This is a genomic window from Zhongshania sp., from assembly GCF_047636175.1.
In the GTDB taxonomy this organism is placed as follows: domain Bacteria; phylum Pseudomonadota; class Gammaproteobacteria; order Pseudomonadales; family Spongiibacteraceae; genus Spongiibacter.
In genome coordinates this window covers 205,338-230,224 of record NZ_JBLIKC010000001.1, presented here as the reverse complement: position 1 = coordinate 230,224, position 24,887 = coordinate 205,338, and the positions used below count along the sequence as shown (strand labels likewise).

The following is a 24,887-nucleotide window of genomic DNA, read 5'->3' as shown; positions in this document are numbered from 1 at the left end:
CAATTGTGCGGTTAGTCAGAATAATCATTGGCACTAAGCTAGCGCCATCAGCAGGCTCTTTTTGAATCAATGCTTCGATACTAATTCCGCCGTCGCTCAAAATTTGGGCAACTTTAGACAGCACGCCCGGCTTATCAATCGCGGCCATACGCAAGTAGTACGCAGTCTCAACCGCATCAATTGGCAATATCGGATGTGCGCTCAAGGAGGCACTATGGAATGACAAATAAGGAACGCGGTTACTTTGCTGCGCACTCAAGGTGCGGGCAACATCAATAATATCGGCAACCACGGCAGATGCCGTCGGCTCGCCGCCAGCACCAGCCCCATAATACAAAGTAGGCCCAACCGCATCTGACTGCACTAGCACCGCATTCATAACGCCATTCACATTAGCAATCAGGCGTTTCTCTGGAATTAAGGTTGGGTGGACACGCAGTTCAATGCCTTCGCTAGTGTCACGAGCAATACCCAAATGCTTGATACGGTAACCGAGTTCCTCGGCATAGATCACATCTTCCTGAACAATTCGGCTAATACCTTCGGTAAAAACTTTGTCGAATTGCAGCGGTATACCAAAAGCCAAAGACGCCAGAATCACCAATTTATGGGCAGCATCAATACCCTCAACATCAAAGGTTGGATCAGCCTCGGCATAACCTAAAGCCTGCGCCTCAGCTAAGACGTCTACAAAATCTCGGCCTTTTTCGCGCATTTCAGACAGAATAAAGTTGCCAGTGCCGTTAATAATACCCGCCAACCACTGGATTTTATTGCCGGCCAAACCTTCGCGCAGCGCTTTAATAATCGGAATACCACCGGCCACGGCAGCTTCAAAGGCGACAGTTACGCCCTTCTCCGCCGCTGCTGCGAAAATCTCATTACCGTGCTCGGCGATCAGCGCCTTATTCGCGGTTACGACGTGTTTGCCATTAGCAATCGCGCGCAGAACCAGCTCTTTTGCCACCGTAGTGCCACCGATCAGTTCGACCAAAATATCAATATCAGGATTGTCAGCGACCTCAAACACATCGCGCACCATAGCAATATTACCCACGCTACAGTTGGGGTTATCGCGGCGGCTACCTACTTGCGTCACAACAATTTCGGCGCCTACCCGCGCTGAAATTTCTGCCGCATTTCTCGCCAGCACTGTGAATGTGCCGCTACCGACGGTTCCTAAACCACATATTCCTACTTTGACCGAATCCACCACTGCTCCTTAAACGTCAGGTAATACCTTGGGCGCGTCGCTCATGCCTGTCCACGCCAGCAAGCGCACGGAAGACCGAGAGTAATTTCTACCCGAAAGGAATGTATTTTAGTCAAGCTGAGGCGCTAAGGCTATGGGCGACAACAATTCAGGTCAGTTAATTCTGTCCCATTTCACTTCTTGAAGAAAAAACGGCGGATTACATAGTAAAACACTTTATAAGCTCAGCCTCTAGACCGCGATCTTAGCCGCATAAACCCACCAAGCGCTTATTAATAATAACCTCTGCCTCAACAACCATCCTATCCAATAGAACTTGGCAACTAGGTATATCGTTTATCAAGCCAATAACCATGCCGGCCGTCCAAATACCATCGTCGACATCACCACCTTCCAAAACATTTGCTCGACCGCGAGCCCCGGCCACCAATGGCTGAATATCAGCAAAATCGGTTTTGCCATCGCGACTTTCAATCTCCACCACTTGTTCCGCAATCGCATTGCGGAAAACCCGCGCGGTGTTATTGAGGCTGCGAAAAATCAGGGTCGTTTGACGCTCATCGGCATCAACCATTGCCTGCTTGACGTTCTCATGGACCGGCGCCTCTTTGGTAGCGACAAAGCGGGTACCCATATTAATGCCTTCAGCCCCCAGCGCCAGCGCGGCAACCAGACCCTGGGCATCACCGATCCCACCAGAGGCGATCATTGGAATACTTAGCTTCGCGGCGGCGGCAGGTAGCAAAATCATATTGGTGACGTCGTCTTCACCGGGATGGCCGGCGCATTCAAAGCCGTCAACGCTCACGGCGTCACAACCGATTCGCTCCGCTTTAAGGGCGTGACGAACCGAGGTACATTTATGGATAACGCGCACCCCGTTGGCCTTAAATAGGGGCATAAAATCCTGCGGACTGCGACCAGCAGTTTCGATTATTTTAACCCCTCCGCGAATGGCAGCTTCGGCGTATTCCATATACGGAACCGGCTTAATGGTTGGCAAAATGGTGAGATTTACACCGAAGGGTAAATCCGTCATTTCTTTACAGCGAAGTATTTCTTGATACAGATCTTCCGGTGTCGGCTGCGTCAGTGCGGTCAAGATTCCTAAACCGCCAGCATTGGACACCGCCGAGGCGAGCTCGGCGTGGCCAACCCACTGCATGCCGCCTTGAATAATAGGGTATTTAATCCCCAGCATCTCGGTAATACGAGTTTTCATAAATAACTCCTGTCATGCAAATTAGTGTCGACGCCTAAGCTTCATGTAAGGACTAAAACGCCTTACATCAAGCAAAGCTTGCTTAAATACGCTCGATTATTATCGCTGGAGCCATACCACCGGCGGCACACATAGTGACCAAACCGCGCTTTAAATCACGACGTTCAAGCTCGTCCAATAAGGTACCAATCAAGATTGAGCCTGTTGCTCCAATGGGATGACCCAGGGCCATAGCGCCACCGTTGACGTTTACCTTGTCACGATCTAGTTTCAGGTCCCGAATAAACTTCTCAGCAACTACGGCAAAAGCTTCATTGATTTCAAATAAATCAATATCATCCACTGTTAAGCCAGCTTTCTTTAACGCTTTTAAGGCTGCAGGAACCGGCGCATTTAGCATTAGGGTTGGTGAATCGCCCATATTGACCATTGCAACAATCTTCGCGCGAGGCTTTAAGCCATGCGCTTTCGCGTATTCAGGCGAGGTCAGTAAAATGGCAGCAGCACCATCTACCACACCAGACGAATTACCACCGTGGTGAACATGGCTGATTTTAAGGTCTGGATAGACTTTATTGACCAGACCGGCGTAGGTTGTGCCTTCTTCGTTTAGTGGGTAGTAAGCCAGCTCAGCAAAAGCCGGCTTTAATGCCGACAAGGCTTCTAGCGTTGTGCCCGGACGCGGGAACTCTTCTTTATCTAAGGCCAAGCTGCCATCTTCGCGATAGACCGGCACTAAACTTTTATCAAAGTGACCGTTGGCAATGGCATGCGCCGCGCGCTGCTGGCTGGTGAACGCAAGTTTGTCCAGATCTTCGCGAGTAATACCCTCTAGTGTTGCAATCGCATCACCGCAAACGCCCTGATGAGGTTGCGGATGAGCTTCGCGCAACACCATATTTCCATTGTCTAGAAACATCGAGGGATCGTTGCCGTTTTGACCGTAGTTAGACATCATCTCGGCGCCACCGGCAATAACCACATCTTCCATGCCAGACATAATTGATGCCGCGGCCAAGCTCACCGCGGTAATACCCGAACCGCAAAAGCGATCTAGAGTCACGGCGCTGCTGCGCACATCATAGCCGGCCGTTAACGCCGCCATGCGGCCAAGATCACCACCCTGCTCGCCGCGCTGTGAACTGGTGCCCCAGATGATATCGTCTACATCTGCGGTGTTTAAATTATTGCGCTCAGCCAATGCCTTTAACACGGTGGCACCCAATTGCTGGGGGTGAATACCGGCCAGAGAACCCTTACCTGCTTTACCAATACCGCGAGGGGTGCGGCACACATCGATTATCCATGCTTCTGTCATTGTTTTTTCCTCGTTATAAGCCCGAAGGGCGATTAACAACCTTTCCAGTTTGGCGCACGTTTTTCGGCAAAAGCCGTTGCACCTTCAATAGCGTCATGGCTAGTAAAAACGCCATCTACAATTTTGGCTTGCTCAGGGAACATCTCACTCTGCTGCCAATCTTGCGATTCAATTACCACTTTCTTGCTGGCGATCACAGCCATAGGACCGTTAGCCGCAATGCTGCGAGCAAAGGCTTTGGCGCCCTCAAGTGCACCGCCGGCTTCAACCACCTTGTTGACCAAGCCCAAATCATAGGCCCGCTGCGCTGTAATAAAGTCACCAGTTAAGGCCATTTCCATCGCTATGCGTGACGGAATTTGACGTGGCAAACGGATCAGGCCGCCCGCCGCCGCCGCTAAGCCGCGCTTCGCTTCAGGGATGCCAAACTTGGCATTGTCGGCAACCACAATTAGATCGCAGCAGATTGCCAATTCAAAACCACCAGCCAAGGCATAACCTTCTACCGCTGCAATAAGCGGCTTTTTAGGCGTTGCTTCACACAAGCCAGCAAAACCACGACCTTCAATAACCGGCAGCTCTCCAGTAACAAAGGCCTTTAAATCCATACCAGCGCAAAAGGTATTATCGGCGCCGGTTAAAATGGCAGCGCGAATATCGTTATTGCTATCCAGCTCATCCATGGCCGCAGCAATGCCCTTCGCAACAGCTAGATTTACTGAGTTTTTTGCCTTCGGACGGTTGATGGTAACGATCATCACACCATCTTCAACACTCACTAATACTTCATCACTCATATACTTACCCTCAGTTTCGGTGTTCGACACCGTTATTAAAATAATGGAACCTCAGCGCTACTCGCCACGGAATACCGGCTGACGTTTTTCAAAAAACGCCTGCATCGCTTCTTTTACATCGGCGGAATCAACACATGCTTTCTGTGCCCGCGCTTCTATTTTTACCACCTCATCATAACTACGATCCGCCGCTTGGCGCAGTATTTTCTTCATCTCTCGCAATGCCACAGGTGCTCGCAGCGCAAGCGCCTGGGCCCACTCCAGCGCCGTGGCCATCACCTGATCCGCCGGCGCTAACTTATTAACAATACCAGCAGCCAAACACTCATCAGCATCTAAACGCCCACCTTCAGCAATCAACTGATAGCAGCGCTGATAACCCAAGTAACGAAGTAGCAACCAGCTAGCACCGCCATCAGGCACCAAACCAACGTTACTAAACGCCATGATTAAACTTCCGGAGTCAGCCATCACCACTAAGTCGCAACGCATTGCGATCGCCGCGCCCACACCAGCCATGATACCGGGTGAGGCCGCTATCACGGTTTTATCCATCTCACCGATTAGCGACAATATCGGTCCATATTCATCGAGTATCTGATCTTCAACCGTTTGATCTTGTAAAAAGCCTTCGCTCAGATCTGCGCCCGAGGAAAAACCACGGCCATTGGCGCCCAATACAACTGTGCGAATAGCGGTGTCGGCATTGGCTCGTTGTAGCACAGCGAATAATTCGCTGCGCATTTCACGATTCACAGAGTTCAGCGATTCCGGGCGATTAAGGCGTATCTCAGCCACCGCGCCGGTAATGCTGTATTCCAAGGTATTGTAAGACGTCATAAATGCTCCAGCTTAATATCCGCTGCGGCCACCTCACTGCGGCCGCATTTCGAGTTAGGCTAAAGAGCTTATCAACGTGGCTGCATGCGAATAGCGCCATCCAAACGAATAGACTCGCCATTCATATACTCGTTTTCAGCAATCATCACTGACAAATGAGCAATTTCTTCTGGGCGGCCTAAGCGCTGCGGGTTAACAACGCTGTTTTCCAGCGACTTGTAGGCCGCTTCCGGGATGGTTTCAAACAATGGAGTGTGAATCAGACCGGGGACAATCGTGTTGACACGAATACCATATGACGCCAGGTCACGAGCCATTGGCAGGGTCATACCGACTACACCACCTTTAGAGGCGCTATAGGCAACCTGACCAACCTGACCTTCAAACGCGGCTACAGAGGCCGTATTGATGATAACGCCGCGCGCGTTGGCGCCGTCATAAGGCTCGTTCTTGGCCATCTGCTCAGCCGCAAGACGAGCTACATTAAATGTGCCTACCAAATTAACATTGATAATATTTTTGTACGCGTCTAGGGGAAATACGCCTTTTTTACTTAAGATCTTAACCGCACTGCCAATACCTGCATAGTTGTTGCAGATATGAATAGCGCCAAACTTAGCCATGACTTCGGCAATTGCCGTTGCGACAGAGGCTTCATCGGCTACGTTGACGTGATGGAAGCTTACATTATCCGCGCCCAGCTCTGCGACTATGGTATTGCCGCGTTCAGCGTTCATATCAAAAATGGCAACCTTGCCACCTTTTGCAACGTAGGCGCGGACTGTGCCCTCGCCGAGACCCGAAGCGCCGCCAGTGACAATTGCTACCTTTCCATTAATATCCATGTGTTTTTCTCCTGCTGTGGTGAGAGTAATTATTGCTTGTTCACTTTATCAAAAACTGAACACGCTGCTATTGCTTTTAAATACGCCGGCTAAGGCAACCAAACATCAGGGAGCTATTTTGAAACAAAGTGAGTGTTTGAAACCATGTCGATAGACAACAAAAAAAATGACATTTGCTTACAAGTTACTAGTCGCACGATTACCCGGGCAAAACCTACGGGCACAAAAAAAGGGGCGATAAGCCCCTTTGTAAACGTAATAGCGCGACGGCTGCTAGTTAAGTACAACGACACCTAACTGCGCGGCTGTTTTATAGCCGGGAATCATACTACCGTCTTCCAGCACTATGGCAGGTGTTCCCGTTACGCCCATCTGCGAGCCCAACTGATATTCTTCTGCAATTGGGTTGCTGCATTTTTTAGGATCAATCGGTGCACCGGCTTTCAAAGAATCAATGGCCGACTTGGGATCATCGGCACACCATGCTGATACCATCTTGTCATACGTGGGCGTCCCTACGCCTGCTCGTGGGTAGCCCAAGTAACGCACTTCAATACCCATGGCATTGAGCTGCGGCACTTCCTGGTGGAGCTTGCGACAGTAACCACAATCAACATCGGTAAAGACGTAAATAGCACCCTTAGTTTCACCTTCAGGGCTGAAAATAATCATGTCTTCCCGTTTAATCTGGGCGAGTAGCTCTTTGCGCACCGGCTTAAGCTTCTTCTCAGCGACACTTTCTATACCCGCCGCGCTGATTTCAAACATATCACCGGCAATAAAGTATCTACCATCGGCACTGGCGTAGACCGTGGGACCGTTTTGCATAGTGACAAGGTAAAGGTTTGCTACCCCACTTACTTCTATTTGGGTAATAACTATATCTGGTCGAGTTGCTTTAAAAGAAGCGCGAATCGCGGTGTCTGCGGCCTTATCGACCATTACAGATGCAACCGCCTGCCCAGTCAGCGGGATTAACATGCCAGCAAAGGCCAGCACTAACAGGACCCGACGCAAAAACATTTTCATGTGACTATTCAAATACACTCTCCAACTTTCACTATTAACATACATCTAAATACGAACAACTTTTTCGCAACAAGTTTCATATCCGCTAAAATCATCGCCGCACAATATGTGGAGCATCAAGAAATTAGCCTTAAACCTTGGGCGGTACTATTACCGACCAGTTAGAAAGTATGCGATGAAAATTGCCGCTTCGCACCCCCTTTTTCTAGACCCAAATAACAAAAAAGGCAGCCAATGGCTGCCTTTTTTTGAAATAAATAGAAAACTTAAGCTTTTGCGCCCAGTTTCTCTTTGATACGTGCTGCACGACCGCTCAGCTCACGCAAGTAGTAAAGCTTGGCTTGACGCACGTCGCCGCGACGCTTAACTTGAATGCTATCAATCAAAGGGCTGTAAGTTTGGAAAGTACGCTCTACGCCTACACCATGAGAAATTTTACGTACAGTGAAGGCTGAGTTCAGGGCACGGTTGCGAATGCCAATAACAACACCTTCAAAAGCCTGAAGACGCTCGCGAGCACCCTCTTTAACTTTAACCTGAACGACAACAGTGTCACCGGGGCTGAAATCCGGCAGTTCTTTGGTGGCCTGCTCTGCTTCCAGTTCGGCAATAATTTTGTTGGTGCTCATGGCATACTCCTAAATTCAAAAGTTTATAGCTTCACAGCTAGATGTTAGTTAATTATCAAGCTCGCGAATAAACTCCGCCAGCAATGTATTTTGTTCGGCACTCAATTCTACTTTTTGCAGTAAATCCCTGCGCCGCAACCAAGTTCGACCTAGCGACTGCTTGAGTCTCCAGCGCCGTATTCCTTCATGATTGCCACTTAACAACACATCTGGCACCGACCTATCCCGGTAATGCTCAGGCCGCGTGTAATGCGGGCAATCTAACAAACCTTCGGCAAATGAATCTTGCTCTGCCGACAAATGATGCCCCAGCACCCCCGGTAATAAACGGCTTAAACCGTCAATCATTACCATGGCCGCCAACTCACCACCGCTGAGCACATAATCACCTATCGACCATTCTTCATCGACTTCGGCCTCAATTAAGCGCTCATCTACTCCTTCATATCGACCCGCCAAGAGCACCAGCGACGGCCGTTGTGCTAACTCAGCCAGACCCTGCTGGTCTAGAGGCCGGCCCTGTGGCGACAGATATATCACTGTCGCACCCGGCGCCACCGACACTTTTGCAGCATGAATTGCTTGCTCTAGCGGAGCGGTCTTCATCACCATGCCGGGACCGCCGCCATAAGGCCGGTCGTCCACTGTCTGGTGACGATCCGTGGTGTAATCGCGAGGATTACAACACGAAATATTTAATAATCCATTTTGAACTGCTCGACCGGTTACACCGTAATCGCTAACCGCTGCAAACATCTCGGGAAACAGACTAACCACCGATATGTCCACGACGCTATCTCCTTTGCCCTTAAAACTAGAACTCAGGATCCCAGTCCACCAATATCATCCCGGTTTCAAGGTTGATATCTTTTATAAATTGCCCCGGCACATAAGGAATTAAGCGTTCCTTATCATCCAGGCTTCTCGCGCACTTCCGCACCACGAGAACATCATTCGCACCAGTCTCAAGAAGGTGGCTTACTTCACCTAACAAAACCGGTTCAGTCGATGAATATAGCGTTGCTACCTTTAAACCTGTCAGTTGATGCCAATAAAACTCATCACCGTCCAAGTCAGGTAACAGCTCTTCTGCGACCGATAATTCCATGCCACAGTAGCCCGCTGCCACATCGCGATCGTCGACCCCGTTCAGGTGACCGACAATACCCTTGCCATGCGCCTTGTACTCATCAAACTCTGCGCGCTGCCACTTTCCAGATTTGCAAAAGTAAACATCGCTGTAATCAAAAAAATTGCTAGTGGGGTCGGTGAAAGAATGTATCTTGACCCACCCCTTTACCCCGTACACCGCAGAAATCTTAGCGATTACAACCCGACTTTCCGGGGTAAATGCTGTCATTTAAGCGGCAGCTGCTGAGTCTTTAAGCAATTTTGCAACGCGATCTGACATTTGAGCGCCCTGAGCAACCCAATGATCAACGCGTGCGTTATCAACGCGCAGACGTTCTTCGTTACCGCGAGCTACTGGGTTAAAGAAACCAACGCGCTCAATAAAACGGCCATCACGTGAAGTGCGGCTGTCAGTAACTGTCAGATGATAAAATGGGCGCTTTTTAGAGCCGCCACGTGCCAAACGAATAGTGACCATTCTTGTTTCATTTCCTAGCATTTGGGCAGGGTTTAATACCTGCTTATCGAAAAGTTCGAAGCGATAATATGACCGGAGCCATAAAGGCGCAGAATTATAAGGGAAATCGATGACATATGAAACACTTAGCACGCTTTTTCTTGCCGACCCGTAAAGGCCGATTCAAGCAAGCAATAGCCAAGGGCTAGAGATCACAAAAAATACGAATAATAACTAATATTATCAACTAATTAGATGTTTTTCTTAATTCAAAATACTAACACATGAAAAGGTGCTTAACGCAAACCTGCCGCGCCAAAAGCACCCTCAGCCACCCAGGGATATCACATACCTGGGAAACGACCGCCGCCGGGAGGTGCCATTCCACCCATGCCCCTCATCATATTTGTCATGCCGCCCTTCTGCCCCATTTTTTTCATCATTTTCGCCATTTGCTTATGCTGTTTAAGCAAACGATTTAAATCCTGAATCTCGGTGCCAGACCCCATGGTGATGCGGCGCTTGCGCGAACCGTTTAACAAATCTGGATTGCGACGCTCCGCCGGTGTCATCGAATTAATGATGGCCTCCATACGAGTAAACATCTTGCCGTCCATCTGACTCTGCGCCATTTGCGCCATATTACCCATGCCAGGCAGCTTATCGAGCAAGCCCTTCATGCCACCCATATTTTGCATTTGCTGCAACTGATCACGCAAATCTTCTAAATCGAACTTCTTGCCTTTTTTAAGCTTTTTGGCAAGCTTCTCCGCCTTGTCTTTGTCGAGCTTAGATTCCGCCTCGTCGATAAGAGACAAAATATCGCCCATTCCCAAAATACGCGATGCAATACGATCTGGGTAGAAAGGATCCAGTGCGTCAGTCTTTTCACCCACACCCATAAATTTAATCGGCTTACCGGTGATATGCCGCACAGACAGGGCCGCACCGCCACGGCTATCAGCGTCAGCCTTGGTCAAAATAACACCGGTTAGCGGCAGCGCCTCGCCAAAAGCCTTGGCAGTATTTGCCGCATCTTGGCCCGTCATCGCGTCGACGACGAACAAGGTTTCTATCGGTTTAATAGCGGCGTGCAAACCCTGTATTTCGGCCATCATGTCAGTATCGATAGCAAGGCGACCGGCGGTATCCACAATAACCACATCATAAAAGCGCAATTTCGCTTCAGCGATCGCCGCATTAGCAATATCTATCGGCTTTTGCTCAATATTACTGGGGAAGAAGCCCGCGCCAATATCATTCGCCAAGGTCTCAAGCTGTTTGATTGCCGCTGGACGATAAACATCGACACTTACTACTAATACTTTCTTTTTGTGCTTTTCTTGCAGGAATTTCGCCAGTTTGGCTACCGAAGTGGTCTTACCCGCACCCTGTAAACCTGCCATCAAGATCACCGCAGGAGGCTGTGTCGCCAGATTCAGGGTTTCATTTTGGCTACCCATAATCGTTTCCAGCTCTTGCTGGACGATTTTAACGAACATCTGCCCGGGACTAAGACTCTTACTCACCTCCTGCCCTACTGCACGCACCTTCACTGCTTCAACAAAATCTTTAACGACCGGCAGGGCAACATCGGCCTCGAGTAACGCCATACGGACGTCTCGCATGGCGTCAGCGATATTGTCCTCACTCAACCGCGCCTGACCAGTAACATGGCGTAAGCTCTGCGATAGGCGTTCGGTTAAATTCTCAAACATGCGTAAACTCTCTGAAATCTGTAAGTGATTAATTTGAAAACACAGTTCAAGTCGACATTTCGCCGTGAACGCGCTTACAATCTGCTGATTGCGCATCGTTAAAAAATACCGATGCCGCACAAAAGCATGCAGCAGTATAACCGAGTCATCAGGCAGACCCAACGCTCAGCACACACAATACGGATATAACGGTCACACTAACCGATGAATTTATACACTAGCCTTGCCGCTATTATTCTCTATATCGCAGCCGCGGGCATTCAGTATCGCACGCGCAACCGCGCCCTGGGCAAACCCGGCGCAATCATCGGCATGATAGCCGTATTCTTCCATGCGATAGCTGCCATTACCGCGATCCATACCGTCGACGGCATGGATCTTGGGGTGATTCAGGTGCTATCGCTTGTAACCTGGCTGATTTGTTTAATCATCCTAAGCGCCAGCCTGCACAGGCCACTGCATAATCTATTAGTTCCTTTATACCCCTTGGCGGCGCTGAGCTTGCTGGCGGAAGTAGTAATCCCGGAAAGGCAGCAACTGCTGCAGCACCAGCCAATTGGGGTGCTATGCCATATATTGCTTTCTATACTCGCTTACAGCGTACTCACCATCGCTGCGACTCAGGCAATCTTGCTAGCCTCGCAAGACCGCATGTTACGCAAGCATCATTTAAAAGGCTTACCCAGCATTCTTCCGCCCCTGCAAACGATGGAAGTCATGCTATTCGAATTGATTTGGGCCGGGTTCTTTCTTCTCACCCTGGCCATCATCACCGGCGGCATTTACGTCGACGATATGCTGGCCCAGCACCTAATTCACAAAACCGTTTTTTCGATATTATCGTGGGTGTTACTAGCTATTTTATTATGTGGCCGCGCCTTTATTGGCTGGCGCGGTAAAGTCGCTATACGCTGGACGCTATGGGCGTTTGCCTGCCTGCTATTGGGCTACTTAGGTACAAAAATTGCGCTATCTGTGATCATCCATGCCACAATGGCTTAATATCTTGTTTTATCGCGCCGGTCTTGTTTAGTAGAGGCTGGCAATTATTTAATTTATTAAGGAGTTTTGGGCTTTTTGAACGAGGCACCGCTGGGTCTTCTTTTTGGCATTTTAGCTATATTAATCGTCCTGTCCGGATTTTTTTCCGGCTCAGAAACCGGAATGATGTCTCTCAATCGCTACCGTTTGCGCCACCGAGCAAAGAGCGGTCATCGCGGCGCTAAGCGCGCATCGAAACTTCTGGAACGACCTGACAGCCTAATCAGCACCATTCTGATTGGTAATAACCTGGTTAACAATTTGGCCGCATCCATTGCGACCATCGCTGCAATCCGTATGTATGGCGACAATGCCGTGGTACCCGCATCGATACTGTTGACCTTGGTTTTCCTGATCTTTGCCGAAATCATCCCCAAAACCATTGCAGCTTACAAAGCGGAGCCCGTTTCCTATGCGGTCAGTCACGTTTTACTGCCCCTTAAAACCCTGCTATTTCCGGTCATCTGGCTAGTCAGCCACGTTACCCAGTTTGTGCTTCGCCTAACCGGTATTGAAAAAAATGACGGTTCAGAACATATCGGTTTAGACGAGCTGCGAACCATCGTCGGCGAGGCAGGCCACTTAATACCCAAACACCACAAAGGGATGTTAATGAACATCCTCGACCTCGAGCAAATCACGGTGGACGACATTATGATCCCCCGCAACGAGGTCTTCGGTATTGACGTTGATGCCGACACCGACACCATTATCCGCAAATTACGTGACGCAGAATTCACCCGTATTCCGGTCTACAAGAATGACATCGACAATATCGTTGGCATTCTGCACCAGCGCGACATTATCAATAGCGTAGATGCTCAAGGGCGCGTTCAACGCGACGCCCTAATCCTAGCCATCCGCGACCCCTACTTCATTCCAGAAGGCACGCCACTGAACACCCAGCTGTTTAATTTCCAGAAGCAAAAGCGGCGCATGGGTATTGTCGTTGACGAGTACGGCGTCATGCAGGGCATAGTGACCCTAGAGGACTTATTGGAGGAGATTGTCGGTGAGTTCACCTCCAACCTCAGCACCGATACCGAGGACATCGTTCATCAGGCAGATGGCACTTATCTCGTTGACGGTACTACCACAATCCGCGACATTAATAAGAGTATGAAGTGGGATTTGCCGACAGACGGTCCAAAAACTTTGAACGGCCTACTTTTAGAAAAGCTTGAATCATTTCCAGAGGGGTCTGTGGGTCTCACTATCGGCCGCTATTATTTTGAAATTCTGGAAATGAAGGGCAATCTAATTCAATCAGTACGCGCTTACAGCAAAGTAAAAAGCCGTCATTAACCGTTACGGCGATGAAGCTTAATCGCCGTAACGGTCACGACAGCGCTGATTAGCTACTACAATAACCTCGCGCTTCTGCATATTATCCATGTCTGACCAATCGCCAATTTCCTTCAGGGTGCGGTAGCAGCCTGAGCAGACATCTTCATGATCTAATGCACAAACAGACACACACGGTGACGCGACCGGCTTTTCTTTGGCTGCGCTCATGGCATATCCTGCAGTTTCAACTCGGTCGCAAAGCGATGGCCGTTTTCAACGTAGTGTGACGCGGATATCATCAGCACTGCCTGCTCGTCTTCGCTCAGAGCACGGCGTATTTTAGCGGGCGATCCCAACACCATAGACCCATCAGGTATGACCATACCTTCGGTGACCAGAGCATTGGCACCAATAAGGCAGCCCTTACCAATTTTTGCGCCATTGAGCACCACAGCATTAATGCCAATAAGACTGCCTTGACCAATAGTGCAGCCGTGCAGCATCACTTTATGACCAACCGTGACATCCTCACCAATATGCATGGGAAATCCAACATCAGCGTGGAGCACCGAGCCATCCTGAATATTACTGCGCGCGCCAATGACTATGTCGTCAACATCGCCACGAATGACTACATTAAACCAAATACTGACATTCTCTTTTAAGACCACCGACCCAATCACGGTGGCGTTATCAGCAACAAAATGTCCGTCACCCTCAAGCTGAACCCGACGCTCACCCAATTGATACAACATGCTTAATCTCCTTAAATACGCGCCAGCAACAGACTTCTGCCAGGCTTGCGCTCAAATGGCTGCCAGCTGATATAGCTCATAAGCAGGCTCTTCGTAGGGGTGGACATCTTTCAAGGCCGCAATCACATCGTGGAGGTCCTCTTCAGCACACAGCGTCTCCACTCTAAATTCCTCAACGACCTCTAGCTGCCCCTGTTCACCGACAAAGGGCTGGCTGCCCGCCAATGGTAAAAACTGCCCCTGACCGAGCACCTGCCAGCTGCAATGACCATAACTGCCCTGACCGCCAGCGCCAGCCTTAAATACCGCGGCCTTAACTTGCTCGCAATGTGTCGCCGGCACAAAAAACACCAATTTATACATCGGCCCCGCCGTCTTGCTCGTGATAAAACTGTTCGGCAAATTGCGCCAAGCGGCCCTCTTCTATCGACTGCCGAATTGCCGCCATATGGTTTTGATAGTAGCGTAGATTATGGATGGTGTTTAGCTGCGCTCCGAGTATTTCTTTACATTTATCGAGGTGATGCAAATAAGCACGCGAGAAATTCTGGCAGGTGTAACAATCGCACTTTGCGTCCAGTGGCGCATTATTATAGCGGTGGCTGGCGTTACGAATTTTAACCACACCCGTTGAAGTAAACAAATGACCGTTGCGCGCATTGCGCGTAGGCATCACACAATCAAACATGTCTACGCCGCGCATTACCGCTTCCAATATATCCGAAGGCTTGCCAACACCCATTAAATAGCGCGGCTTGTCTTCCGGCATAAATTCAGCTAGTGAATCTAAGACCATCAGCATTTCGTCTTTAGGCTCGCCCACCGAAAGCCCACCAATGGCGAAGCCGTCAAAATCAATATCCTTCAGCCCCTGCAAAGATACTCTCCGCAACTCTGGATACATCCCGCCCTGCACTATACCAAACAGCGCGGCATCGTTGCCCTCATGCGCCGTTTTACTTCGCGCAGCCCAACGCAAAGACAACTCCATTGACGTTCTAGCCTCAGCCTCAGTGGCTGGGTAAGGCGTGCATTCGTCAAAAATCATCACAATATCAGCACCCAAATCGCGCTGAATCTGCATTGACGTTTCTGGGTCTAAATAGACATCGCTACCGTTTACCGGCGATTTGAAAGACACCCCCGCTTCGCTAATTTTCCGCAGTTTACCGAGGCTCCAAACCTGAAAGCCGCCAGAGTCCGTCAATATTGGTCCCTGCCAACCGGTAAAGTTGTGCAAATCACCGTGGGCTTTAACCACCTCGGTGCCAGGCCTCAAACTTAAATGAAAGGTATTGCCGAGAATAATCTCTGCGCCGATTTCTTTAATATCACGGGGCAGCATTCCCTTTACCGTGCCGTAGGTCCCTACGGGCATAAACGCGGGGGTTTGCACTTTACCGCGCGGAAAATCCAAGGTTCCGCGACGCGCTAAGCCATCACTGGCTGTCACATCAAAACGCATTCGGCAATCGCTCATAAAACGGATCCTGTTTCTTTATTTAACACTAGAGGGAAATACCAACATGGCATCACCGTAACTATAAAATCGATATTGCTCAGCGACCGCCTCAGCGTAGGCCGCAAGCACCGCATCACGACCAGCAAAGGCACTGATCATCATGATTAGTGTGGACTCTGGTAAATGAAAATTAGTTACCATCATATCGACGCTGCGAAACTGGTAGCCGGGATATATAAAGATGCGGCTATCACCCGAGAAAGCCGCAATCTCACCTGACTGGGAAGCGGTTTCTAGGCTGCGAACACTGGTTGTGCCTACGGCCACAACCCGACCACCACCCGCTCTTGTGGCGCGCACCTGCTCGCAAACCTCGTCACTGACTTCAATATGTTCGGCGTGCATTTTATGATCGCGGATATCATCGGCGCGCACTGGCTGAAAGGTACCCGCTCCTACGTGCAGCGTCACAAACGCAATATCAACACCCATATCACGGCATTGCTGTATTAGCGCATCAGTAAAATGCAAACCCGCTGTCGGCGCAGCAACAGCGCCATCGCGGCTGGCGTATACGGTTTGATAACGCTCGCGATCATCCAATACATCTTCTCGCTCAATGTATGGAGGTAGCGGCATATGACCAATACGATCCAAGACCTCAAGTACTGGCGAGGCAAACGTCAATTCAAACAAGGCATCATGGCGCTGAATAACCATCGCCGTATCTTTACCAGGCTCAGCATCAGCGCTAGAACACAAAGTTAACACCGCGCCGAGCTTGGGCGCCTTGCTCGCTCGCACATGCGCCAGTACTCTATTTTCTTCCAGCACCCGTTCGACAAGTATTTCCACTCGTCCACCAGTCGCCTTCACCGCAAATAATCGCGCCGGTATGACTCTGGTATTATTAAATACCAGCAAATCACCTGAGCGTAAGTAAGCAGGCAACTCTTTAAACCGACTGTGTTCACAACACTGATTATCACCCAATACCAATAAACGACTGCCGTCGCGTTCAGGCATGGGGTGATAAGCAATTAAGCTTTCGGGGAGATCAAAATGGAAGTCGCTACGCTGCATAATCTCTGTATTCGTTCGAAAAGGCGCAAGATTAGCGGAAATAGCTACTAGACTCCACAGAATGAGGTCATTCTATCATCAGTGTGCAGGCCTTTATTAAATAAAACGTCGCCGTCGATTGACCTCACAGAAAAGCTTGTTATAATCGCGCCCCACTCACATACCAGTGTAGTGACATTGCTAGGCGAAGCAGAATCAAACCCTTTTGCACTCGCAGCAAAAATATCGCAAATCATTGAAATATAATAATTTTCTTAGTTTGCGACAAGAAAACAAGCTGGTATAGTAGGATATAGTTTTTAAGCCGGTGTGGTGAAATTGGTATACACGAGGGATTCAAAATCCCTTGCCGAAAGGCGTGGCGGTTCGAGTCCGCCCACCGGTACCACTCAAGGAAAAGCCCAGCTCATTGAGCTGGGCTTTTTTATTTGGCTGCCACCCCCCCTCCTAAGCCAGCGCCGCCTGCCGCACTCAAGCAATAACTCGCCTTAAGTCACCTTATATGACCACTGCTTATACTAATTAACAGCTAGTAAGCTATTTATTGATCGATATTAAGAAACGCCGCCCTGAGATTGCATCATATGGTCGCCGAGCACCGCAATGAAAGAACCAGAAATATTGATTAGAGCCATCGAAATATGGGGCGTTCACCTAAAGTAGTGCAAGTTTTAGCCTATAACCCAAGCTCGCTTTAACTATTCTACCCCGTTGATTTAATTAAATAATAATCTTAGTACACTTAGCTTAGACTTGCCAAAGTAAGTCAGTGCTTTGCTGATTATTGAGCAGTATCACCATACAACGCCACATATCGTCATGTATTTTCATTAGGGTATATTTATAGATTTACGTGACGGTAAATATCGTGTCGAATCATTACCTGCGCCATAGATAACATCCTATAACCACAGATATCAAGCAGCATAAGCACAGATTTATGGTGAGTCTACGCTAGTGAAAAATATACCCCCATAAATTTACACCCTCAGAAACAGACTTTTTTTCATTCACTGAATGGTAAAAGTAAACAGCAGTAACTGGGCGACAAGCACTTCGTATTCAGACCAGTTTAGAGGCGTATTGCCGATATAATTCCCGAGCCGCCTCAGCTAATAACTTCACCCCAGGGTGCTTCACCTTACGTTCGGGAGAAATAGCATAAAGCCGCTCCTTAATCGCTTCAGTCCTGCCAATGACAGCCACTCCATATTGACTCGTGACATGGGGCTCAATAATCGAGGCCGTGCTAAATATGCCGTGACCGGATTGACCAAAATATTTCATCAAGGCGCTATCATCAAATTCCGCCACGATATTTGGGGCAATAAGTTCGCTATCAAACCAGGATTGCAAATTCAGCTTCTGATTCGATTTATCACCGCACATTAAAAACCGCTGATGATTCAAAGACTGTGGGAAACCCTCTTTCAGCGCGGACGCACTATTTTTTTTAGCATAAAAACTCAAACCGCTCTCACCGAGTAGATGGCTATAGGCCTTGATGGGAATGCCGGGGTTTAATGGTCGATCAGCGAGAATTAAATCAAGTCGATTAAGTGCCATTTCAGCTAATAATGCATCGAAATCACCTTCGCGACACACCAGTTTTATCGCGCCCTCTAACTGGAAGCCAGCTTCTAAAATACTGGACGCTAAAATTTTAGGTATGGCGTCAGTCACGCCTACCGTAAATACGAACTGTTGAATCAAATCTTGGGCATTAAGCGATTGCTGAAGCTCGTCTCCCAAGGAAAATATATCTTCCGCATAACTATAAGCCAGCCTGCCCGCCTCACTCAAAACTAGACGTTTACCAATACGGTCGAATAGCGCAACGCCGAGTGATTGCTCAAACACAGTTAGCTGACCACTAATAGTCTGAGGCGACACGTGTAGTATCTCAGCAGCTTTTACTATACTACCCTCTCGGGCAATCGTGAAAAAGTAATGCAAATGCTTATAATTAAATTGCCTAGCCACAATATATTCTCCTTGCCCCACTTTCATTTAAGCCACGACGACTGACAATCAGCGAAGCCATAACGCGCGCATACTTTAGCACGTATTTTTCGATGATAAGATTAACTTTAATCGACTTTTACTGATTTAAATTTTTCAGTATAACTATTTTAATTAAAACCCAACGCCGTATCTTTAAATACTTATAACCTGGCAAATTGAGAACAAGCTATGCAGAAAATTTTTCGACAAATGATTCAACACGGTGCCGCCGGCGGCATTCTTTTGTTCTTCGCCGCAGTCGTTGCTATTTTAATCGCAAACTCAGCCTTGGCCGGAGCTTATGAAGAGATACTTTCCTTAACCGTGAGCGTTATCGTTGGTAACTTTGCTATTGAAAAACCGCTATTACTATGGATAAACGACGGCTTGATGGCCCTATTCTTTTTTCTTATTGGCCTTGAAGTCAAACGAGAATTGATCGACGGCCATCTATCGTCACCCAGTCAAATAATATTACCCGCTATCGGCGCAGTCGCTGGCGTTGCGACACCCGCAATCATTTATACCATATTGAATGGCAGTGATCCCATAGCCGCACGAGGCTGGGCAATACCCGGCGCTACAGACATTGCCTTTGCTCTAGGCGTGTTAAGTTTATTTGGCAGTCGAGTACCAATCAGCTTGAAGCTTTTCCTATTGTCTGTGGCAATCTTTGATGATATTGCCGCCATCGTTATTATCGCCCTGTTCTACTCAGCTGAGCCATCCGTATTGGCGTTATCTATAGCGGGGTTTGGTCTAGTCGCATTATTTGTGATGAATCGCATGGGCGTTCGCTATCAAAGCGTCTACATCTTAATCGGCCTTGTGGTTTGGGTTGCCGTATTAAAATCGGGTGTACATGCCACTCTGGCGGGCTTCGCAGTAGCACTTTTAATTCCTCTAAAAACTAAAAATAGCCACGAAGAATCGATGTTGGAATCTATGGAACATGGACTTCAACCTTGGGTCGCTTTTTTCATTCTACCGGTATTCGCCTTCAGTAATGCAGGGGTCAATCTGACTGGGATAAGCCTTGGCGATATGCTAAATCCCGTGACATTAGGTATTGCCTTAGGATTATTTTTCGGCAATCAATTTGGCATTTTTAGCGCTTGCTGGATTACAGTTAAACTCGGATTAGCTAAATTACCCGAAGGCGCGAACTGGCAACAACTCTATGGTGTCGGCTGCCTATGTGGTATTGGCTTCACGATGAGTCTATTTATTGGCTCCCTAGCATTCGAAAATCTAGATCCATCCTATATTAGCAGCGTCAAAATAGGCGTGCTGGCAGGCTCATTATTTTCGGCTCTACTGGGTTCTCTCATCATTTACCGCTCATTAAATCCGTCTGTTAAGACGGCCGCATACGAGCTGCCAACAAGAAAATGAGTGTATTAATTTAACTGCCCACAAAAATTGCATCGTCGATCAATTCGGTCATTAAGAGATTAATGGCCCAGCAAGTAACTGGCAGCTTATTACGATGCATGGGCTTATCAGCAAAAAAATATCATAGTTGAATTTGGAGAAGCTCTTATGAAACTAAGTATTAACTTTCGAAACATGCCCGGTAGCGGCAATATTATTAACTATATTGATCATCGCTATTCATTCGCATTCGCCGGTACACGTGAGGAAATTGAACGAACAACAATAACCGTCTCCGACGTCAATGGCATTAATGGGGCTGTCGGCAAACAATGCAAAGTAGTCATCAAGCCATCAGGGCTAAGAGAAATTGTGATCGCTGAGACCCGCGAGAATATACGTCAAGCTATTGACCTTTGTCTTGCTAGAGCAAGCCGGAGCCTAAATAGAAAGTTAAAACGTAGACGAATGCTCATGAAAAAGGCGCCGGACCCTCAACGTATGCTTTTAGAAATATCTCCAGATAGTTGAAAAAAATTTAATTTGAAAGGCATTACTATATTATGGCGCGCTCAAGTAATGACACACTTTTAAAAAAACGAAAAAGATGGTGCGATGGTAAATATAGCCTCACTGACCATAAAGCCAATCAATAACGCCAAGCCTAAGTTAAATAAGATCTCGCGTAATTAACTAATCTTTAACGACTTGATACTCGCACTGGAACTACGTTGGGCCTAGCGTAATACCCAACGCAATTTCCGACATGCCCAACAACATCACACATAAGGTAATATAGGCCACTTCTGGCTTCGTGATGCGCGCTTTGATAGCGCTATACCGCCTTCTCCTCTATACCGGTGGCAAGCAACAAGATAGAAAAAATTAGCGATCACTATCGTAATTTGGGACGTTACATATCGGTAAGTGGCAAGCTCATAAACATATCGAGCAGTTACACATATATGTACATGTAACAGAGCAGCCAGTACTATGGCGCAGCCACAGGCATTTGCTTTACTAAAGTAATTTGCGACTGGGCTACAATGACATAGAAAATCGAGAATAAAGTATGTCCCTCTTTAAGCCATTTCGAAAACGGCTTACTGTCAATCTAAATTCAGACACTAATAAAGCCTTACTAGAGCAAGTAAACTCAATATCAAGTAATTAGCTAACGCTATGCCTATATCGCAACTCTATCTTAATCATCAAAAGGAATACCTTTACATAGAAATAGAATCATTGTGATAGCATGCAAAGTGATACTTGTCGCCAGCAATGCCAGAATGAACGCCAACGGACAGCCTCAAAATGAGGTTCAACGTAGAAGAACTATTAAGGATTAGGAATGCCAAATCGGAGTTTTTTCGGCAGATGAACGCGTCTTGCAATAACTAATGGTTTACACGAGCTAAAACCAAGTATCGATGCATTGCTCCCCCTCTAAAAAGAAGAGTACAGTAACGCTATAAAAGGTGCTCATTAGTAAGGCAACAACCCAACGTAAAGCGACATCTCGCTTTGTGATCTCGAATTATTGAAACGCAAAATAGGCCACCGCTAGTGCATGTGAATGCTGGCTGCAAAATCTGGCACTAGGAACAGGGTAAGATAGACGTTGGGGAAATTGTTAGCGAAATGATGCTAGCCACTCATTGATAATATCAATTGCCGATTTGGCCACAAGCTACAACAGTGTTGCTTTAAGCTAATGGTTAGTGGAAAACAAGACATTCACATCACTCCTGCGGAAGGCAGCGTTCCCCCCAGGTTACTCACTACACCTCCTCAGCCAATATTTCCCATTTAGCCACCGAGTGGCATCTAGAACAACAGTGAAATTGTGTCGTTAAGGGCCGTCACGTAGGTCGCTCAGCCCCTAACTATTACATTTAATCGCAATCTACGTTACAACGATGTAAAATTGCGCCTTAGAAATCATGACCATACTGCTCGGAGTTCTGCCATGCATCAACTCAGTTACACAATGCTCGCTGCAATATTAATCAGTATGCTCTCCGCCTGCGGTGGAAGCTCATCATCAAGTGGCAACAGCTTGACTCCCCCGCCAGTCACGAAGCCACAATGCAGCGATGGCATTGATAATGATAACGATGGCCTTATTGACGGTCAGGACATCGGTTGCAGCACCGACCAAGACAATAACGAGACTGACCCACCTGTAGATCCAGTAGACCCTCGCCTCACCCGCTATCAAATGAGTAATGCATGCTGGGTAATTAAGGCCAGCAATGGTAAATACCTCACCGCCGATGGCGACAGCTACACGGCCTCGGCCAGCGATAGTGTAGCGGCAGAAGCGTTTTATATGAAGCCGACAGCGCTTGGCAGTTATATGTTGTACAACAGCAGTCGTCAGCTCCTCGCGGCCACCACTGCAGCGTCTACAACCAATATTGCCAGTGCCGCCGCCAATGACGATGCCGACTGGCGCGTACTCGCCCTCGGAGACACCACCACCTATCCCGAAAACCCCGTTTACGATACCGAGCCCACACCGGAAGCCGTGGCGACCTTATACACCTTTGTTGATCCGGCGATAAAAGCCGACAGTTTTACACTTACCGAGGCTAGCCAAGGTCGCAACCTCGCGATCGATGACAGCGGTAATCTGCAAACCCTGCCACCAGCCAGCGCCCCAACTGACGAAGCCTTTAGTTTTGAACGCGCCACCGGCTGCGCAAACTTCCCAGAAGCCCAGAGCAATTTTAGCGGAGAGCCTTTCAAAGGGACTCAGCCCGACGGCACCGTGCTCGGCCATGCGGACGCCCACGTTCATATCAGTGCCACCGAGTTCTTGGGTGGCGCCCACTGGGGCAAACCCTTCCATAAATTCGGTGTTGAACAAGCCATTGGCAACTGCGCCGTAGAGCACGGCGATGATGGGCGCCTAGACGTGGTCGGTGGCTTGTTTGCAATGAACCCGAATGGTCACGCCACTGACGGCTGGCCGACCTTCAGCGAATGGCCCAAGCGCGACAATCTTATTCACGAAGCGATTTACTGGAAATGGCTGGAGCGCGCCTGGGCCGGTGGTCTTCGAGTTGTCGTCAATGACCTTGTTGACAATGAAACCCTGTGTGAGCTGCAGCGCAACGTGGCTGGTGATCCAAACCGCGACTGTAACTCCATGAACAACGCCGGTCGCCAAGCCGGCACCATGTACGCAATGGAAAATTACATCGACGCCCAATACGGTGGTCCAGGCGAAGGCTTTTTCCAAATCGTGCAATCCTCTGACGACGCCCGCGCGGTCGTAGAAGACGGTAAGATCGCCGTGGTTCTCGGCATCGAAATTTCAAATTTATTTAACTGTAAAGTAAAGTACAACCCACTTAGACAGCAGCGCCCCTTTGAAGAAAACGGGGCGGGTTTCACCGAAAACAGCTACGAATGTACCGTGGAGGAAGGCAAACCCAACTCCATTGCCAACCAAATGAAGCGGGTTCATGACTGGGGGGTTCGTCAGATCATCTCTATTCACGAGTTCGACAATGCCTTCGGCGGTAACGGTATTTTTGATGGTCTGATTTTAAATGTGGGCAACAGAGAAAACAGCGGCGGGATTCCCTCGGGCGATCTCGCAGGCCTTACCGACCTCTTTGCTGGCCAACCCAATCAGGCACAGTTTGAAGCTTTGGCAGCAAACTTACCTACCACAGAGCTCCCTACTGGCGAGTTTTGGACAACCTACAATTGCCCAGAGGAAGGAGACGAAGGCTTTAGTGGCTACTTATGGGGCAGTAGCGGCGGCAGCACGCAAGGTTTTTTACCACAACCTGCGTGTGTAGCAATAGGTCAAGACGGGCGCTCTGGCGGCATAACCCCGTGTTATCCCGCCGATGTTCCTCAGTGTAATGCCCGCTGGATGACGCAAGCCGGTTTGTACACCTACGGTAAGATGATGGAAATGGGCTTTATCTTCGATTGGGATCATATGGAGATGGGAATGAAAACCCAAGCCCTAGAACTCGCCGAAGCCCAGAACCCGGTCTACCCCTTTGTTTCAACCCACGGCACATTTGGTGGCACAACAATCGATCAAGCCACCCGTTTACTGGCCAATGGCGGTATTTTGTACCCCAGTAATGGCTCAAGCAAAGGCTTCCGCGAGGACATGGACGAAACTGCCGGCATCTATGCCAGTGCCATGGCAAAACGCGCTGCAGCAGGCAAGGATTCCCTGCTCTTCGGCTTTGGTTATGGTACAGACACCAATGGTCTGTCCGCACAATCTGGGCCGCGAAATAACCCAGAAAACCCCATAAACTACCCTTTCTCACTATTTAACGGCGCGCCATTCAACGCCATGAGTGAATTCAGTGGTGTTGAAGCCGTAATTTTCAATCAACCGAATAGTCTGGATATCGACGGTAATGAAGCCCGCAATTGGCACGAAGATGTCGACGGCAATGCCCATTACGGAATGCTCGCAGACTTTGTTGAAGAGATTGCCCTCGACGGCAGTATTGAACAAAATCGACATTTATTTAACTCAGCCGAAGTCTTTCTGCAAACTTGGAAACGCACAGAATTATCCAGTGCGGCGATACAAGCTAGCGGCCTCAAGCAGCCTCCGGCAACAGCGCCAGCAATACTGCGGCCAGCACCACCGATGGGCAATTTTGCTCCCTAAGCAACACGATTTAGACTTTCAA

The 24,887-nt window shown here is 48.6% G+C and carries 23 protein-coding genes and 1 tRNA gene; 6 read left to right on the top strand and 18 right to left on the bottom strand.

Annotated elements, in window-relative coordinates; all coding sequences use genetic code 11:
- From ACI955_RS01105 to ffh, 12 genes are all read right to left on the bottom strand, one after another.
- The coding region (locus tag ACI955_RS01105; RefSeq protein WP_415241886.1) for a homoserine dehydrogenase at positions 1 to 1,213 on the bottom strand (1,213 nt) is incomplete at its 3' end.
- 244 nt (positions 1,214 to 1,457) lie between these two features.
- Complete coding sequence (locus ACI955_RS01100; RefSeq protein ID WP_415241885.1) at positions 1,458 to 2,435, bottom strand: NAD(P)H-dependent flavin oxidoreductase; 978 nt, start codon at positions 2,433 to 2,435, stop codon at positions 1,458 to 1,460.
- A gap of 82 nt (positions 2,436 to 2,517) precedes the next feature.
- Positions 2,518 to 3,753, bottom strand: coding sequence for an acetyl-CoA C-acetyltransferase (locus ACI955_RS01095; RefSeq protein WP_415241884.1), 1,236 nt, complete (start codon positions 3,751 to 3,753; stop codon positions 2,518 to 2,520).
- 32 nt (positions 3,754 to 3,785) lie between these two features.
- On the bottom strand, positions 3,786 to 4,550 hold the full coding sequence (locus ACI955_RS01090) for a crotonase/enoyl-CoA hydratase family protein (RefSeq protein ID WP_415241883.1): 765 nt from the start codon (positions 4,548 to 4,550) through the stop codon (positions 3,786 to 3,788).
- A gap of 57 nt (positions 4,551 to 4,607) precedes the next feature.
- The gene (locus tag ACI955_RS01085) at positions 4,608 to 5,390 is read right to left on the bottom strand and encodes an enoyl-CoA hydratase/isomerase family protein (protein ID WP_415241882.1); all 783 of its coding nucleotides are present in this window, start codon (positions 5,388 to 5,390) and stop codon (positions 4,608 to 4,610) included.
- Between the two features lie 71 nt (positions 5,391 to 5,461).
- A complete protein-coding gene (locus ACI955_RS01080) occupies positions 5,462 to 6,235 on the bottom strand; it encodes an SDR family NAD(P)-dependent oxidoreductase (RefSeq protein ID WP_415241881.1) in 774 nt (257 codons plus the stop codon).
- Between the two features lie 273 nt (positions 6,236 to 6,508).
- Positions 6,509 to 7,264, bottom strand: a complete 756-nt coding sequence (locus tag ACI955_RS01075; RefSeq protein WP_415241880.1) for a thioredoxin fold domain-containing protein — start codon at positions 7,262 to 7,264, stop codon at positions 6,509 to 6,511.
- Positions 7,265 to 7,530: 266 nt separating this feature from the next.
- Positions 7,531 to 7,893, bottom strand: coding sequence for a 50S ribosomal protein L19 (gene rplS / locus ACI955_RS01070; protein ID WP_368376256.1), 363 nt, complete (start codon positions 7,891 to 7,893; stop codon positions 7,531 to 7,533).
- A gap of 48 nt (positions 7,894 to 7,941) precedes the next feature.
- A complete protein-coding gene (gene trmD, locus ACI955_RS01065) occupies positions 7,942 to 8,682 on the bottom strand; it encodes a tRNA (guanosine(37)-N1)-methyltransferase TrmD (RefSeq protein ID WP_415241879.1) in 741 nt (246 codons plus the stop codon).
- A gap of 25 nt (positions 8,683 to 8,707) precedes the next feature.
- Positions 8,708 to 9,253, bottom strand: coding sequence for a ribosome maturation factor RimM (rimM, locus tag ACI955_RS01060; RefSeq protein WP_415241878.1), 546 nt, complete (start codon positions 9,251 to 9,253; stop codon positions 8,708 to 8,710).
- Positions 9,254 to 9,502 carry a 30S ribosomal protein S16 gene (rpsP, locus tag ACI955_RS01055; RefSeq protein ID WP_368376259.1) on the bottom strand — a complete coding sequence of 83 codons (249 nt, stop codon included), beginning with the start codon at positions 9,500 to 9,502 and terminating at the stop codon, positions 9,254 to 9,256.
- Positions 9,503 to 9,825: 323 nt separating this feature from the next.
- A complete protein-coding gene (gene ffh / locus ACI955_RS01050) occupies positions 9,826 to 11,199 on the bottom strand; it encodes a signal recognition particle protein (RefSeq protein ID WP_415241877.1) in 1,374 nt (457 codons plus the stop codon).
- A gap of 204 nt (positions 11,200 to 11,403) precedes the next feature.
- Between ffh and ACI955_RS01045 the strand changes: the two genes are divergently transcribed.
- Both ACI955_RS01045 and ACI955_RS01040 read left to right on the top strand, forming a co-directional pair.
- Entirely contained in the window at positions 11,404 to 12,201 is a 798-nt protein-coding gene (locus tag ACI955_RS01045; protein ID WP_415241876.1) for an inner membrane protein YpjD, read from the top strand.
- Positions 12,202 to 12,276: 75 nt separating this feature from the next.
- Positions 12,277 to 13,545, top strand: coding sequence for an HlyC/CorC family transporter (locus ACI955_RS01040; RefSeq protein ID WP_415241875.1), 1,269 nt, complete (start codon positions 12,277 to 12,279; stop codon positions 13,543 to 13,545).
- Between the two features lie 18 nt (positions 13,546 to 13,563).
- Here the strand turns inward: ACI955_RS01040 and ACI955_RS01035 are convergent, their stop codons facing one another.
- From ACI955_RS01035 to queA, 5 genes are read right to left on the bottom strand one after another with little or no spacing between them, the layout of a single operon-like run.
- Positions 13,564 to 13,755, bottom strand: coding sequence for a DUF1289 domain-containing protein (locus ACI955_RS01035; RefSeq protein ID WP_415241874.1), 192 nt, complete (start codon positions 13,753 to 13,755; stop codon positions 13,564 to 13,566).
- Positions 13,752 to 14,282 (bottom strand): gamma carbonic anhydrase family protein, encoded by a 531-nt coding sequence (locus tag ACI955_RS01030; protein ID WP_415241873.1) that lies wholly within the window; start codon positions 14,280 to 14,282, stop codon positions 13,752 to 13,754. Before ACI955_RS01030 ends, ACI955_RS01035 begins: the two co-directional genes overlap by 4 nt.
- A gap of 51 nt (positions 14,283 to 14,333) precedes the next feature.
- Complete coding sequence (locus ACI955_RS01025; protein ID WP_415241872.1) at positions 14,334 to 14,645, bottom strand: NGG1p interacting factor NIF3; 312 nt, start codon at positions 14,643 to 14,645, stop codon at positions 14,334 to 14,336.
- Complete coding sequence (gene tgt / locus ACI955_RS01020; RefSeq protein WP_415241871.1) at positions 14,638 to 15,762, bottom strand: tRNA guanosine(34) transglycosylase Tgt; 1,125 nt, start codon at positions 15,760 to 15,762, stop codon at positions 14,638 to 14,640. The genes ACI955_RS01025 and tgt overlap by 8 nt, the downstream gene beginning before the upstream one ends.
- An 18-nt stretch (positions 15,763 to 15,780) precedes the next feature.
- Entirely contained in the window at positions 15,781 to 16,827 is a 1,047-nt protein-coding gene (gene queA / locus ACI955_RS01015; RefSeq protein WP_415241870.1) for a tRNA preQ1(34) S-adenosylmethionine ribosyltransferase-isomerase QueA, read from the bottom strand.
- 303 nt (positions 16,828 to 17,130) lie between these two features.
- Between queA and ACI955_RS01010 the strand changes: the two genes are divergently transcribed.
- Positions 17,131 to 17,215: transfer RNA gene (locus ACI955_RS01010), tRNA-Leu, on the top strand.
- Between the two features lie 674 nt (positions 17,216 to 17,889).
- Here ACI955_RS01010 and nhaR read toward each other — a convergent pair.
- Positions 17,890 to 18,810 carry a transcriptional activator NhaR gene (nhaR, locus tag ACI955_RS01005; RefSeq protein WP_415241869.1) on the bottom strand — a complete coding sequence of 307 codons (921 nt, stop codon included), beginning with the start codon at positions 18,808 to 18,810 and terminating at the stop codon, positions 17,890 to 17,892.
- A 210-nt stretch (positions 18,811 to 19,020) separates the two neighbouring features.
- On the opposite strand from nhaR, the gene nhaA reads away from it, so the two are divergent.
- The 3 genes from nhaA to ACI955_RS00990 all read left to right on the top strand — a co-directional run bounded on the left by nhaA (position 19,021) and on the right by ACI955_RS00990 (position 24,865).
- Complete coding sequence (gene nhaA, locus ACI955_RS01000) at positions 19,021 to 20,226, top strand: Na+/H+ antiporter NhaA (RefSeq protein ID WP_415241868.1); 1,206 nt, start codon at positions 19,021 to 19,023, stop codon at positions 20,224 to 20,226.
- 147 nt (positions 20,227 to 20,373) lie between these two features.
- Positions 20,374 to 20,736: an HPF/RaiA family ribosome-associated protein gene (locus ACI955_RS00995; RefSeq protein ID WP_415241867.1), complete on the top strand. Its 363-nt coding sequence runs from the start codon at positions 20,374 to 20,376 to the stop codon at positions 20,734 to 20,736.
- Between the two features lie 1,438 nt (positions 20,737 to 22,174).
- Complete coding sequence (locus tag ACI955_RS00990; protein WP_415241866.1) at positions 22,175 to 24,865, top strand: hypothetical protein; 2,691 nt, start codon at positions 22,175 to 22,177, stop codon at positions 24,863 to 24,865.
- Positions 24,866 to 24,887 lie beyond the last annotated feature (22 nt).